The organism is Bacteroides sp. AM16-24 (assembly GCF_003471885.1).
Classification (GTDB): Bacteria; Bacteroidota; Bacteroidia; order Bacteroidales; family Bacteroidaceae; genus Bacteroides.
This window is the reverse complement of the sequence record NZ_QRKI01000025.1, coordinates 1-14,153: the sequence shown is the minus strand read 5'-3', so window position 1 is coordinate 14,153 and position 14,153 is coordinate 1. Positions and strand designations below refer to the sequence as shown.

The 14,153-nt window shown below is 43.2% G+C and carries 16 protein-coding genes and 1 pseudogene; 12 read left to right on the top strand and 5 right to left on the bottom strand.

Going from position 1 to position 14,153, the window contains the following annotated elements; translation table 11 throughout:
• Positions 1-10 precede the first annotated feature (10 nt).
• Positions 11-1,051: an N-acetylmuramoyl-L-alanine amidase gene (locus tag DW182_RS20545; RefSeq protein WP_118296658.1), complete on the top strand. Its 1,041-nt coding sequence runs from the start codon at positions 11-13 to the stop codon at positions 1,049-1,051.
• 9 nt (positions 1,052-1,060) lie between these two features.
• Here the strand turns inward: DW182_RS20545 and DW182_RS20540 are convergent.
• Positions 1,061-1,942, bottom strand: a pseudogene (locus tag DW182_RS20540) (DMT family transporter).
• Positions 1,943-2,210: 268 nt separating this feature from the next.
• Between DW182_RS20540 and DW182_RS20535 the strand changes: the two are divergent.
• Positions 2,211-3,065, top strand: coding sequence for a hypothetical protein (locus DW182_RS20535; RefSeq protein WP_117694298.1), 855 nt, complete (start codon positions 2,211-2,213; stop codon positions 3,063-3,065).
• A 153-nt stretch (positions 3,066-3,218) separates the two neighbouring features.
• Here the strand turns inward: DW182_RS20535 and DW182_RS20530 are convergent, their stop codons facing one another.
• On the bottom strand, positions 3,219-3,641 hold the full coding sequence (locus DW182_RS20530) for a DUF2867 domain-containing protein (protein ID WP_118296657.1): 423 nt from the start codon (positions 3,639-3,641) through the stop codon (positions 3,219-3,221).
• 135 nt (positions 3,642-3,776) lie between these two features.
• Between DW182_RS20530 and DW182_RS20525 the strand changes: the two genes are divergently transcribed.
• Positions 3,777-4,211: a GNAT family N-acetyltransferase gene (locus DW182_RS20525; RefSeq protein WP_118296656.1), complete on the top strand. Its 435-nt coding sequence runs from the start codon at positions 3,777-3,779 to the stop codon at positions 4,209-4,211.
• A gap of 109 nt (positions 4,212-4,320) precedes the next feature.
• Here the strand turns inward: DW182_RS20525 and DW182_RS20520 are convergent, their stop codons facing one another.
• Positions 4,321-5,181, bottom strand: coding sequence for a GyrI-like domain-containing protein (locus DW182_RS20520; protein ID WP_118296682.1), 861 nt, complete (start codon positions 5,179-5,181; stop codon positions 4,321-4,323).
• 185 nt (positions 5,182-5,366) lie between these two features.
• On the opposite strand from DW182_RS20520, the gene DW182_RS20515 reads away from it, so the two are divergent.
• Positions 5,367-6,071 (top strand): TIGR02757 family protein, encoded by a 705-nt coding sequence (locus tag DW182_RS20515; protein WP_007667735.1) that lies wholly within the window; start codon positions 5,367-5,369, stop codon positions 6,069-6,071.
• Between the two features lie 24 nt (positions 6,072-6,095).
• Here the strand turns inward: DW182_RS20515 and ung are convergent, their stop codons facing one another.
• Entirely contained in the window at positions 6,096-6,758 is a 663-nt protein-coding gene (gene ung / locus DW182_RS20510) for a uracil-DNA glycosylase (RefSeq protein ID WP_118296655.1), read from the bottom strand.
• Positions 6,759-7,006: 248 nt separating this feature from the next.
• Here ung and DW182_RS20505 point away from each other — a divergent pair, with 248 nt between their 5' ends.
• The 4 genes from DW182_RS20505 (at position 7,007) to DW182_RS20490 (ending at position 10,158) form a co-directional block, all read left to right on the top strand.
• On the top strand, positions 7,007-7,810 hold the full coding sequence (locus tag DW182_RS20505) for a helix-turn-helix domain-containing protein (protein WP_118296654.1): 804 nt from the start codon (positions 7,007-7,009) through the stop codon (positions 7,808-7,810).
• A gap of 96 nt (positions 7,811-7,906) precedes the next feature.
• Entirely contained in the window at positions 7,907-8,284 is a 378-nt protein-coding gene (locus DW182_RS20500; RefSeq protein WP_021968346.1) for a VOC family protein, read from the top strand.
• Between the two features lie 57 nt (positions 8,285-8,341).
• Positions 8,342-8,617 carry a putative quinol monooxygenase gene (locus DW182_RS20495; protein ID WP_118296653.1) on the top strand — a complete coding sequence of 92 codons (276 nt, stop codon included), beginning with the start codon at positions 8,342-8,344 and terminating at the stop codon, positions 8,615-8,617.
• A 209-nt stretch (positions 8,618-8,826) separates the two neighbouring features.
• Positions 8,827-10,158, top strand: coding sequence for an MATE family efflux transporter (locus DW182_RS20490; RefSeq protein ID WP_199678641.1), 1,332 nt, complete (start codon positions 8,827-8,829; stop codon positions 10,156-10,158).
• Positions 10,159-10,167: 9 nt separating this feature from the next.
• Here the strand turns inward: DW182_RS20490 and DW182_RS20485 are convergent, their stop codons facing one another.
• Positions 10,168-10,536: an MmcQ/YjbR family DNA-binding protein gene (locus DW182_RS20485; protein ID WP_118296681.1), complete on the bottom strand. Its 369-nt coding sequence runs from the start codon at positions 10,534-10,536 to the stop codon at positions 10,168-10,170.
• An 86-nt stretch (positions 10,537-10,622) separates the two neighbouring features.
• Between DW182_RS20485 and DW182_RS20480 the strand changes: the two genes are divergently transcribed.
• The 4 genes from DW182_RS20480 to DW182_RS20465 all read left to right on the top strand — a co-directional run bounded on the left by DW182_RS20480 (position 10,623) and on the right by DW182_RS20465 (position 13,763).
• On the top strand, positions 10,623-11,027 hold the full coding sequence (locus DW182_RS20480) for a cupin domain-containing protein (RefSeq protein ID WP_118296651.1): 405 nt from the start codon (positions 10,623-10,625) through the stop codon (positions 11,025-11,027).
• A complete protein-coding gene (locus tag DW182_RS20475; RefSeq protein ID WP_199678639.1) occupies positions 11,024-11,797 on the top strand; it encodes a DUF5131 family protein in 774 nt (257 codons plus the stop codon). Before DW182_RS20480 ends, DW182_RS20475 begins: the two co-directional genes overlap by 4 nt.
• A gap of 84 nt (positions 11,798-11,881) precedes the next feature.
• On the top strand, positions 11,882-12,940 hold the full coding sequence (msrB, locus tag DW182_RS20470) for a peptide-methionine (R)-S-oxide reductase MsrB (protein WP_118296649.1): 1,059 nt from the start codon (positions 11,882-11,884) through the stop codon (positions 12,938-12,940).
• 46 nt (positions 12,941-12,986) lie between these two features.
• Positions 12,987-13,763 carry a GNAT family N-acetyltransferase gene (locus tag DW182_RS20465; RefSeq protein WP_118296648.1) on the top strand — a complete coding sequence of 259 codons (777 nt, stop codon included), beginning with the start codon at positions 12,987-12,989 and terminating at the stop codon, positions 13,761-13,763.
• The last annotated feature ends 390 nt before the right edge of the window (positions 13,764-14,153 follow it).

The following is a 14,153-nucleotide window of genomic DNA, read 5'->3' as shown; positions in this document are numbered from 1 at the left end:
TAAGGATATTATGGTTCGGATATTATTTTTGTTGTTTATATCTTCTTTCCTGTTTCTCACTCCTTTCCACGCTTCGGCGCAGGAGGAAAGGGCTACACCGAGGTCTGGTGAAGGCATTTCGGCCTTCTTGCAACGCAATAAGCGTCCCGGTAAGGCCTACTATCTGGAGTTCCTTGAACTGAATAAAAAGCAATTACGCGGAAAACAGGAATTGCGCTTAGGGGTGAAGTACCTGCTTCCGCCACTGAAATCCAAAACTGAAACTGCTGCAAATTCATCTACTTCTTCTGTCTCTGCTGCCGGTTCCGGCAAAACAATTCATGAACCTCTTTTCGGAAAAGAACTGGCTAAAGTCCGGGTGACCGGTAACCGTTTGAAGGGTGCCTGCTTCTATGTGGTCAGCGGACATGGAGGACCCGACCCCGGTGCTATCGGTAAGATAGGGAACGTTGAACTCCATGAAGATGAATATGCTTATGATGTCGCCCTGCGTCTTGCCCGTAATCTGATGGAAGAGGGGGCAAAGGTTTATATCATTATTCAGGATGCCAAAGACGGCATTCGTGACGATCGCTACCTTAATAATAGTAAGCGCGAAACCTGCATGGGAGACGCTATCCCTCTGAACCAAGTGGCTCGCCTTCGCCAGCGTTGCATCAAAATCAATGAACTTTATAGAAAAGACCGCAAGAACTATACCTATTGCCGTTCCATCTTCCTGCATGTGGATAGCCGCAGCAAGCGACATCAGACGGATGTGTTCTTTTATCATGCCCCCAACAGTGCCAACAGCAAGCGTCTGGCAACTACGATGAAGAATACTTTTGAGTCTAAGTATGATAAACATCAGCCTAATCGCGGCTTTACGGGCACGGTAGGCCCGCGCAACCTGTATGTGTTGGCTAATTCTACTCCTGCCGGGGTTTTTGTAGAACTGGGAAATATTCAGAATACCTTCGACCAACGCCGTTTCGTTATCAGTTCCAATCGCCAGGCTTTGGCGAAGTGGATGATGGAAGGCTTTATCACCGATTATAAAAAGAGTAAGTAATCACTCTTATCAGCTTGTTTTCTTCTCGTGCATAATGACGACGGTGACCGCCATCAAAATCAGCAATATGCCCAGACCAGTGCCCGGAGTGAAACTTTCTTTGAAGACCAGACATCCGATAGCTACCGCCGTAAGAGGTTCTAAGGCTCCGAAGATGGAGGTCAGTGTAGGGCCGATGTACTTGATGGCTTTTACGAGCGTGATATTTGAAATGGCTGTTGCCGGTAGTGCCAGTCCGAGGATATTCAGTCATGTTTGTCCGCCTGTTGCCAATTGAATACCGCCTGTCAGACTTCCCCCTATAATAAAGAATAAAGCGCCCAGCCCCATGACGTAGCAAGTCAGTGCGGTAGATGGGATATGAATGGCACGGCTCTTACGTACTCCGACGATATATCCGCCATAAAAGAATACGGATAGCGTGGCGGCAATCAGCCCTGTTGTGGTATTTCCACCTTTAAAGTCTATCTCTCCCGATGATAACAATGCCGCACCCGCCAGCGAAACCAGTACGGCAAACAGAATGGAGAATGATTTCTTTTCCCGGAAGAAGAATATCATGGCGAGGGCAACGGCCAGCGGATACATGAAGTGAATGGTAGATGCCACTCCGCTGGCGATGTGTTGATAAGCTATGACGAGGCTTAGTGAAGTTGCTGCCCGGAGCAGGCTCAATATAAATACAGTTCCCCAATCTTTCCGGCTGATACGGAAAGTTTCTCTTAATAGTACACCGAATATTCCCAGGGTGAGTGAAGCGATTCCCCAACGGTAAGCAAGCACTTCGAAAGAGGAAAAGCCTGAATCCAATAAGGATATGGTGAAAAAAGGGGCTAATCCGAATGTGGAGGAAGAAGCTGCCGCGTATATATAACCTTTTATGTTGCTCATGGTTCCGATTCAAATTTTCATACAGGATTCTGAAATCCGCTGCAAAAGTACAAAATACAAAGGTGAAAAAATCCATAATCGAGAGCAAAATCGCTTTTATATTGTTATAAGCTCAACGCCGGCTGTGTTCTTAGTTTATAAGGAGAGCGGAGACGGCTTGACGAGGGAGGTTTTCATGCCCTCTTTAGAAACGGAGTTTCAAGGTCTATCCCCCTTGTCAACTAATAAGTTGAGTGTTTACGAAACTGAAATTAAAATGAAAAATTCTATGAGAAAGAAATTGTTAGTCTTGGGCGCATTTGTAAGCGTTGTTATGTTGGTGTCCTGTACGGGCAGTAAGAAGGAGGCGGTGACTTATACCCCCGAAGAGATTGCAGATGCAGGGCAAGTGGTGAAATATTACGATACTTCGTTGGCTCTGTTGAAAAATTTGGTGAAAGAGAGAGACGTAAATGCGGTTCTGGGGTATATGGAACAGCAGGCTAAGGTACAGATGTTTTCGCATATCATGTCTCCTGTCATTTCTAAGAAAGATTCTGCGGCGGTGATACAGCCGGGTGACTACTTTGGCGACGATGTACGGCAGAACCTGATACAGAATTATACCGAACTTTTCCAGTCAAGGGGACAGTTCTATGCTAATTTTAATAAATACCTGTCTCTGCTGAAAGAGAAGAAGACGGAAGGAATAGCGGATTTGCTGAATGACAATTATGAACTGAGTGTGGAGATGTCCGAATGCAAGCAGAACATATTTGATATTCTAAGTCCTATCGTTGCGCAGGCCCAGCAAGTCTTGCTGGCGGAGAATCCGGTGAAAGAGCAGATTATTGCCATGAAAAAGATGAGTCTGACAATGCAGAGTATTATCAACCTCTATGCCCGCAAGCATGTGGAAGATAAAGCCCGTCTGGACCTGAAGATTGTGGAACTGAGACTGCAACTGGATGCAGCCGAGAAACTGCCTGCCGTGAAAGGGCATGAGGAGCAGACGGAGAAATTCAAGGATTTCTTGTCGAAAACCGAAGAGTTCATGAAGATAGTACAGGATATCCGCCAGAAGAACTCATATACTGAGGAAGATTTTGATGATATCAGCAGCTACGGATTGAGTATTATATAAGGTAGGTTTGATTCACTTTTGAGCGGTTATGAACAAAATGTGATAAGGTGGTAGGGTGATAAAGTGATAGCGGGATAACGCTCTGTGATATATAGTGCAACCACTTTATCACCTTACCGCCTTATTACTCCTTTTCCTCCTTTCTTCTCCGTTTTAAATTATTTCTTTCACCACCCGCGGCACAATCATCTTGTGGAAAGGTTTGATAAAGAAGAAGTAAACCTTTCCTAACGCATTGTGATACTGAACCACCGTCGTCACGTCTATCAGGTTATTTCCTATCTTGGCAATGGAAACATAAAACAACAGATGCTTGTCGTCCTTTCTCATGATGGCTTCGTTCTCTGTATCTTCTATTATATAATCTTCCGATGTCAGGATGTCTCCGCCTTCGATACCGAAAGGCTTCACCAGGATATTTCTGACTTTGTAAAGGAAACTAAGCCATGCCGGAGAGTGATTGAATATTTTCTTGATTAGTTCCTTAGGAACAATCTGTTCCGCAGGTTTGCTGGCCTTAATAACGAATGTATCGTGATAATCTGCCGGAAGGAATTTATCGATAAGCTTTTCCATAATCAGAATAGAGGGGATTAGTTAAGATGCACTTATTTCTGCAAATGTAGTGTTTCCGGGCGAAATAATCGGGATATTTGGGCAATCAATACATAAATTCAATATCTTTGTGATTTACCGTAATATTAGATTCCTATGACAATTATCAGAAGATTAGAACTGCCTGAATATGAGAATGCCACAACACTTTCATTGCAAGTGTATCTTCAGTGTGGCAAAGACGATTTTGACGAACAGGGGCTGGAAAGTTTCAAAAGCTTTGTCAATGATAAAGCAGTGGTGAACGGGCTGGTCATTTACGGTGCGTTCGATGGAGATAATCTGGTGGGAGTGCTGGCTACGAAGAACCACGGAGAACATATTTCTCTCTTCTTTATCATGGAAGAATATCACCGGAAAGGCATAGGACGGAAACTGTTTGACGCCCTTATTGCAGATAATCCCGTACCCGGAATGACGGTGAATTCATCTTCGTATGCTGTTCCTTTCTACAGAAGTCTGGGCTTTAAGGAAGTGAAGGAGCCGCAGGTGACGAATGGGTTGAGATATGTACCGATGAAAAGAGAATAAGAAAACTGATTTTATTACCATTTATTTCCGTCATCCTGAGCTTGTCAAAGGATCTCCTCTCTTGCCCTTATGAAAGGGATCCCCCGACTACACTCAGTCTGGCGGACTCTTATTCCACCGGAATATAAATCTCCGTCAACAACTCCTCCGGTTTTGTCTCGCACGGATCATTCAAATAGCGTTCTGCGCTCGATTCATCTCTCAACGTACATTCCATTTCAGGGATAAACTTACCGTAAATCGTGTCGTATACGCTTTGCAGATGTTCATAAGAGCCTTTATAGGTAAACACCGCATAGCGTCCGACTGGCAATTGCTTGAAGCCGATATCACCTTTCGGAGTTACGGCGATAGGCATCACCATACAGACGTCAGTGCGCAATTTATCGGCAGGCGTCACCTTCGGATCATCGTGATAGATGCAGTACGGAGACATATCGCCCATCGGTAGCTTTTCCTCTTTGATGAACTGGAACAAACGCATCCATGTGCCACCGTAATCATTCAGTTTATAATCTCCGAACAAGCGGATATAAATCACATTTCTGGCGGGCACTTCTCTTATTTCTTTCTTTAACTCTAAATCGGGTCTGATAATTGCTGGTTTCATAATTACAAAGTTTTTATTGTTACGATACTCATTAGGTGAAATTCCGTAGAACTGTTTGAATACTTTCGACAGCGATGACGGTGAGGAATACCCGATGCGATAAGCGATGTCCGTTATCGGCAAATCCGAATAGCGCAACAGGCGGGCGGCAGCTTCAGTTCGTGTCCGGACTATGAACGTCCCGATGGGCTCACCCAGAAATGCTTTCATGATGCGGTGGAAGTAGAACGGAGAGAAATGAGAAATCTTGGCCAACGATTTCAAATCTATCTCTTCTCCAAGATGGAGATTGATGTAGTCTACCACTGCATTTACACACTTCTGATACTCTTCACGTGTTGTCTTCTTGCTATGTTCCATAGGTTCTTTATTGAATTTCACGATGCAAAAATAAGGGGAAATAGAATAGGGGACTTGTCCAAAGTTGCTATAAATCCAATATCTTTGGAATAAGATAAGCGGCATCTCAGCATAACTTTTTCATGCAAGCATGAAAGTTCTGCATTCGATTTGCATTATCTTTGCACCCTCCTGATCTTAAAGAAATGACCAAAGATATAAAAAAGAAACTACAAGAGTGGGCTGCGACCTATCATTGTGCCGATTTTATTCAGAATGACCCGGTACAGTTTCCCCATCGCTATACGCTGAAGCAGGATATAGAAATCAGCGGACTGCTGACCGCCATCATGAGTTTTGGCAACCGCAGGCAGATTCTGAGGAAAGCAGAAGAATTGCATACGTGCATGGGGGCGTCTCCTTATCAATATGTTCTTTCGCGTCGGTGGGAGAAGGATTTCCCTGTGGAAGAGCGGCGTAGTTTTTACCGGATGCTTTCGTATGCGGACTTCCATTCTTATTTTGAACGCCTGCATACGGCTTATTCGGGTTATGACAGTCTGGAAGATGCATTGCTGGTATATCCGGGAAAACCGATGGAGAAGCTTTGCCGGTTTCTGGAAGTTTCGTCCAAAAGTCCGCAGAAGAAACTGAATATGTTCTTGCGCTGGATGATACGGAGAGGACCGGAAGTTGATTTCGGTATTTGGGACAGTTTTGATTGCCGGGAATTGATTATTCCTTTGGATACACACGTCTGCCGTGTAGCCCGCTTGCTGGAACTGACCGAGACGGAAACCTTTTCTTTGAAGAACGCACAAAGGATAACTGCCGCATTGGCGGAAGTATTTCCGGATGATCCCTGTTTCGGAGACTTCGCTTTGTTCGGGTATGGGGTGAATAATAAATAGTTAGGTTAAAAACACTTTACCGGATTACCAATCTATTTCTTGAATCCCTCTGCTTCTCAGAAACTCATTGGCCTTGCTGAAGTGTTTGCAGCCGAAGAAACCATAATCGGCAGATCGGGGAGAAGGATGGACTGTGGTCAGCACAAGATGTTTTTCAGGATTAATTAAAGTCGCCTTTTCTTTGGCATACGATCCCCAAAGCATAAATACCAAATTTTCCCGTTCGTCACTTAATTTCTTGATAACTGCGTCAGTAAATGTTTCCCAACCCATATTTCGGTGCGAACCTGTTTCGTGAGCACGTACTGTGAGGACGGAGTTCATAGGAAAAACACCTTGAGCTACCCAACGGTCCAGATTACCGGAAGTCGGGATTGGCTTGCCTAAGTCCTGATGTATTTCTTTGAATATGTTACTTAATGAACCGGGAATAGCAACTCCTTCGGGGACAGAAAAGCATATTCCGTAATATTGTCCGGGGTTAGGATAAGGATCTTGTCCTAAGATGACGATTTTTACATTCTCAAAAGGGCATGAATTAAATACATGGAAGATAAGATGACCAGGTGGAAGAACATTTGTCCGTCCATATTCACTTTTTACGAAGGTCACTAACCTTTCAAAGTAAGGTTTGTCGAATTCTTCTTGCAGGCGTTTTTGCCAGCTTGCCTCTATCTTGACATTCATTGTTTTTATGCGTTTACAGGTCGTGATAGGGCAAAAGTACAAAAAAGTTGTTATGGGGGGCTCTGTTTCTTTTTCTTTCGTTGATATTTTCAGTCGTTTGCTTATTTTCAACTGCAAATTTTGCAGTTGGCGATACTCCATTTTACTGTAAACAGGCAGATCTTATAAATAATGTCCCTTTTTTACTATTCCCCCTAAAACCCTTTGCCTACCTTTGCCGCAATAATCAAATCCCGTATATTTGCACTATGCAAACTTTCCGTATCGTAAAACCAGCTCCTGCATTGTCTCCTTATATCCGTTACTACTGGATATTGCGGGATGATGCCGTTATGCCGGTATCGGAACGTACCCTGCCCGTCGGCTGCGTGCAACTGGTATTTCATAAAGGCAAACGCTTGATGTGCCTGCAAGAGTCGCGGTTGCAACCGCAATCCTTTATTAGCGGCCAGTCTTTCGGTTTCTCCGATGTCGTGTCGACAGGAGTTATAGAAATGATAACGGTCGTCTTTCAGCCATACGCGGCAAAAGTCTTTCTGCAGATTCCCCTGCATCTTTTCAACGGACAGAATGTTTCCACGGATGAAGTGGAGGACAGGGAACTCTCCGATTTATCTTGCCGGATAACAGATACTCCGGATAACGACCAGTGCATCCGGCTGATTGAACAATTCTTTTTCCGTCGCCTGGCCTCCGGTTCCGAATATAATCTGAAACGGTTATCGACTGTTCTGGACGAAATCAATCTTCATCCGCAGGTAAACACCTTGCAACTTTCCGATGTAGCTTGTCTCAGCACCAAGCAGTTCGGCCGTGTCTTTACCGATTATATCGGTACCACCCCAAAAGATTTTCTCCGTATCGTGCGTATGCAGCGCGCCTTATACGTTTTGCAACAGAATCCCGGTTCACCTTTTGCGCAAGTGGCCTATGAATGTGGCTTCTCCGACCAGTCGCACATGATTAAAGAGTTTAAACTCTTCTCCGGTTACACCCCTGTAGAATACTTATCTGTATGCGCTCCCGTCTCCGATTATTTCTCCACTCTCTAAAGATGTCCGTTTTCTTCTATGGAGGTTTCCCCTCTTGCCCTACTTTTGTCCTGTCTTTGCAAAGGCATAGTAATAACCCCTAAAAAAGAAACCAAAATGAAAAAGTTGATTGCATTTTTTGAGATTCCGGCTACAGACTTCCGTCGGGCTGTAGATTTTTATGAGACCGTGCTGAACATGAAACTTCCGGTCTTTGAGTGTGAACAGGAGAAGATGGCATGCTTCACCGAAGACGGTGAGACTGTAGGAGCCATCTCACAATCTTTTGACCTCCTGCCCGATTTTCAGCCTTCTGAGAAGGGGGTACTTATCCATTTCAATACGGATAACATAGCAACTACCCTTGAACGTGTGTTGCAGAAGGGCGGGAAAGTGCTCATTCCCTGCACGAAGATAGAGGCCGATGGCAAAGGTTATTTTGCAGTATTTGCCGATTCGGAAGGCAACCGCATCGGTATTTATGCAGACAAGTGAATCAGAGTTCCGACTTTTCTGTTTACATTTGCAGCGTACTTTTAAAATTCTACAAATATGATTAGACTGAATGTTTTTATTCAAGTAAGCGAAAGTAACCGTGCTGCGGTGTTGGAAGCTGCAAAAGAGTTGGTAGCTTCTTCTTTGAAAGACAAAGGCTGCATTGCCTATGATGTTTTTGAAAGCGCTACCCGTAATGATGTCCTGATGATTTGCGAAACATGGCAGGATGCAGAATCATTGTCCGCCCATGAGAAAGCGGAACATTTTGTGACGTTGGTTCCCAAAATACAGGGATTGGCTTCCATGAAGCTTGAAAAGTTTGGTTTCTGATATCAACAGAGGATATGCTCCACAAAGGGGGATATCCTCTGAACTTTTTGCCATAAGTGTGCCAATATATTGCCATAGGCTTGGCACGCTTTTGCCACCGTAGTGACAAAGTCTTGCCATGCTTATGGCAAAGTCTTGCCAATACGATGGCAATAACTTGCCACTACGGTGGCAAAATAACGGGAAAAGACAGACGGTAATCCGCCCTTATATATATGAATTTCAGCTATAAGCAAATCTGGTTAATTGCGTATCCCATTCTCATCAGTTTGCTGATGGAACACATGATAAATGTTACGGATACGTCATTCCTGGGTCATGTAGGCGAAGTGGAGTTGGGAGCATCAGCACTGGCGGGTGTGCTCTATATGGCTATTTATATGCTTGGGTTTGGATTTAGCATTGGGGCTCAAATACTGATAGCGCGTAGAAATGGCGAACAGAAGTATGGTGAAATTGGCGGAATATTCATGCAAGGTGCCTTTTTCCTGTTGGCATTGGCTACTGTCATGTTTTTCTTGTGCGACTATATCACAACGCATATTCTCGGCCGACTGATATCTTCCGATCAGGTTTATGCTGCCGCAGCTTCTTATCTGGAGTGGAGAAGATACGGGCTTTTCTTCTCTTTTATCGCTATCCTGTTTCGCGCTTTCTACATCGGTATTACCGAAACACGCACGCTGACTCTTAACTCTGTCGTTATGGTGCTCAGTAACGTTGTTTTCAATTATATTCTTATATTCGGAAAGTTCGGTTTTCCAGCACTAGGCATTGCGGGGGCAGCTATTGGTTCATCACTGGCGGAATTAGTGTCTTTGTTGTTTTACGTAGTATATACCTGGTTGAAGGTGGACAAAAAGAAATATGCCTTGTTTCAGCGGTTCGCTTTCCGGCTGTCGGAGTTCAAACGGATTTGGAGTATTTCTTGTTGGACGATGCTCCAATCCATATTATTTCCATCGCAATGGTTTTTGTTTTTCATCGCGATGGAACATTTGGGTGAGCGTTCTCTGGCGATAGCCAATATTATGCGCAGCATTAACACCTGCTTCTTTATGGTGATATTTGCATTTGCCGATACGGCCAGTTCTATGGTTAGTAATCTCTTGGGAAGTGGCAAAGATAAAAGTGAAATCCGCCTTGTATGCAGGCGGGTGATAAAGCTGACTTATCTGATTGGTATCCCGTTCTTGCTCCTGTCCGCCTTATTCCCAACTGCCCTGTTGCAGATTTATACAAACAATGAGGATCTGGTGCAGGCAGCTTTACCTACTACCTACGTCATGTTGGTGGGATATTTTCTTTCAGCTCCCGGCTTGGTTCTGTTCAATGCGGTTTCAGGAACAGGAAACACGAACCAGTCCATGAGAATCATGTTGATGACGATTGCCGTCTATGTCGTTTATGTTGTCGTCATGGTTATGTACTTCAAGGTAGATGTGGCCGTAGCCTGGACCAGCGAGTATATTTATGGAGGTATGTTGCTGCTTCTTTCCTATTTTTATTTGAGGAATCGGGATTGGAACAAACATATCTGATCTTTTACATTATCTTAATGTGGCATAATATTCTTCCTGCTTCTTCTTAGGCAGTTTCTTAACCACTTCTTCTATGGAATGATTGATTAATTCCTTTATAAGACTGTCCGGCACATCACTTTCCAGATAGATGGTAATCCAGTATTTCTTATCGGAGTAGGGGCCGAATGAAATACCGTTATATTGCTCCATCAGTTCTGTCGATCTGACGGTGTCGCATTTCGTATCTGCCCAGAAACGTCCCTCTTTAGGATTCAATGGGGCAAAAGTAAACATCTTATCCATAATTTTATAGGCAAGTGTATGCTCATCAAAGGGAAAACTCTCTGTTACCCCTTTGATACTTAAACAATACTCCCGATATTCCTCAATATTCATGACTTTTTCCTTTTTCATCTTATTCCGTCTCAAAGATACGATTTCTTTGCATACTTTTGTGAAAGTAACAATAAAAGCATAGAGCTATGGAGACAATAAACATTTTATCAGAAAATGAAAATTATACCGCAGTCAATATAGGCAGTATGAATGAACTGATGAAGCATACTTTAGTGCACTCAGTGAGTGGACGAATTATAGAGGGTAAGGCTTTTTTGTCCTATTTCCATGTGCATGAACAGAATGAAGAAACTTATATCATATTGCGAGGTTCCGGTTTCTTTCAAGTAGATGATGACTGCTTTCCCATATCTGAGGGAAGTGTTGTGCGTGTTGCACCTAAAGGAGTGAGAGGAATGTCCAATTCCTCTGGTGAAGCGATGGTGTATATTGTGATTCAATCTCGTGAAAACTCTTTAAAACAGTATTCCACGGGCGACGGCACACGAGTAGAATATGAAAAAAGTGGTAAAAGCAGATGTTACGAATAGGTGTAAAGACGTCGATGTGGAATCCTTGGCACGGCTGTCATAAGTTTAGTACAGGGTGTCAGCATTGCTATGTTTATCGTACGGATGGTAAATATGGTAAAGATAGTTCTGTTGTTACAAAGACAGAAAAGTTCAATCTGCCTATACAACAGAGGAAAAACAAAACTTATAAGATACCTTCCGGTAATTTGGTCTATACTTGTTTTACTTCTGATTTTCTGGTGGAAGATGCTGATGCATGGCGTCCTGAAGCATGGGAGATGATGCGGTTGAGGCAAGATCTTCATTTCCTTTTTATCACTAAACGCATTGACCGGCTGAAGGATTGTTTACCTCCTGATTGGGGAGAAGGATATGATAATGTAACGATCTGTTGTACGATGGAAAATCAGGATCGGATTGACTATCGCTTGCCTATTTATAAGGCAGCTCCCATAAAGCATAAAATCATTATTTGCGAACCTCTTCTCAGTCGGATAGATTTCAGGGGAGAGTTAGGTGAATGGGTTGAGCAGGTTGTGGCCGGAGGAGAATCTGGTCGGGAGGCCCGTGTATGCGATTATGATTGGGTTTTGGAGATTCGCCGCCAATGCATAGATGCCAATGTAAGCTTCTGGTTCAAACAAACAGGCTCTTTGTTACTGAAAGAAGGAAAGGAGTTTAAAGTGGCCCGGCAGTTTCAGCATTCGCAGGCCCGTAAGGCAGAAATAAATTATGAGCCGGATCGTACCTCTCTTATAGAAGAGAATACGGGTAATGTGATTTTGTAGTCTCCTGCGTTCAACTATCCTACCGGTTTGATTGTTATATACTAAATATATCAATAACATAAGATTTGTTGGAGAGCTGAAGATATGAAACAACTCATATTTGTTTTTATATTGTTAACGAGTTGTCTGGCTTGTGCCAATAACCGCGCTGGGCAGACAGAAAAGAAAGAAGATATGAAATCGACTAAGGATATTTATTTGGCAGGAGGCTGTTTTTGGGGAACCGAACACTTCCTGAAGCTGATTGATGGCGTAGAGACAACGCAAGTAGGTTATGCAAACGGCAATATTGCCAATCCGACTTATAAACAGGTCTGTTCCGGAACTACGGATTTTGCAGAAACCGTGAAGGTACAGTATGATCCTGTGAAAGTGGACCTGGCTTTTCTTATAGATCTTTATTTCAAAACCATAGACCCTACCAGCGTAAACAAGCAAGGTAACGATAGGGGTACTCAATATCGTACAGGCATCTATTACACCGATCCGGAAGATTTATCGGTCATTCAGGAAACGGTACACCGTTTGGCTGCAACCTATACCCGTCCGTTGGCAGTAGAAATAAAGCCTTTGGAGAACTTTTATCCGGCAGAAGAATATCATCAGGATTATCTGGATAAGAATCCGGGTGGGTATTGTCATATCCATCCTGAGTTATTCGACTTGGCGCGTAAGGCTAAAATGCCGAAGAAATCTGCCCCTGTTTATAGTAAACCGGATGATGCGGTCTTACGTTCCAAACTTACTCCGGAACAATATGCCGTGACCCAAAAGAATGCAACCGAGCCCGCTTTTCATAATGATTATTGGGATGAACACCGTCCCGGCATTTATGTAGACATCACTACGGGTGAGCCTTTGTTTGTTTCAACCGATAAGTTTGATTCCGGTTGTGGTTGGCCCAGTTTCTCAAAGCCGATTGACCGTAAACTTATTCAAGAGAAAATAGATACATCTCATGGCATGGTGCGTACAGAGGTTAGGAGTGCTGCAGGTGATGCCCATTTAGGACATGTCTTTACAGACGGTCCGGCAGATAAAGGCGGTTTACGCTATTGCATCAACAGTGCTTCGTTGCGCTTCATTCCTAAAGATAAAATGAAGGCAGAAGGATATGGAGATTATATCGATTTGGTAAAGTGATGTTTCATATCCGGAAAGTTTTCGTATCTTTAGCAAAAACGGAATTATGATTGAATTTAAAGCTGTATCACTGGCATCCCTTCTGAATCTTAGAAATCAGTATCTGGACTCTTTGCGTTATCCTCAGGAATTGCATTGCGAGTGGCTTGTAGCAAAAGGGGCTTGTTTTTGCATCGAACAAGATGGGAAAAGAATAGGATATTTCATCCAGTCGGAAGAAGGCGATTTGGTAGAGTTTTATTTGCTTGATAAGTTGCTTTTCCGGAAAGAAGAAATATTCGGGAGGGTACTGAAAGAGTTTCAGATAAAGAGTGCTTTCTGTAAGTCTTTCGATGATTTATTTATGGCTTGCTGTCATGCATTTGGCCAGTCCAGTAAAATAGGTGGTTATTTGTTCCGTTTCTTCACGGAAGAAATAGTGGTATCTTTGCCTGAGGGAGTCACTGTCCATAAAGCAAAAGAAATAGATATTCCGTTATTGCTCACCTATGACAGTGATTTGTATGAGTCTCCCGAAGAATTGAATTACACTGTTTCGCACCGGATGATGCTTATGTACGAAAAGGATGGGACACTTCTGGGATGCGGGTATCTTATTCGTGTCCTTCCGGACAAAGAAATTTTTGATGTAGGAATGTGGGTGAATCCGGCATTTCGCAGGCAAGGGTATGCTACGGTCATTATTTCACATCTGAAGGAAACATGCTTGAAAGCGGGATATACTCCCATTGCGGGTTGTGCTGCTGATAATATTGTTTCGCGAATAACGTTGGAAAAATGCGGGTTTATGACGAAACATTGTGCCATTGTTTTTGAGTTTTAAAAAAGGACTTTTTAATACCATGTAGAAATTCCTATTATTCAAATAGGCTATTTGGGGATATGTGAGAAGGACGTAATGGCTCCAATTTTAATTGGTGGAAGCCTTTCGTTTTTCTCTTTTCTTTTTCATCTCTTACTTCTTTCTTACTTTTTCTCTTTTCTCTTCCTTCCAGTTTTCTCCTTGCTAAATATCTTTTTTCTCCGTATCAAATTCGGTTTAAACTATAAAAATCATCTCTTCAACCGAATTTGTACCGAGTTAACACCGAGTTTGTACCGAATTAGCTTTGTAGAGTCTCTGGCTGCAACAATGTTTGAATCTCCTTCGTATCCTTTTTTCCTGCCTCGCGCGTATGTATATATATAATGTGTACCCTTCCGTGCCCGTCCA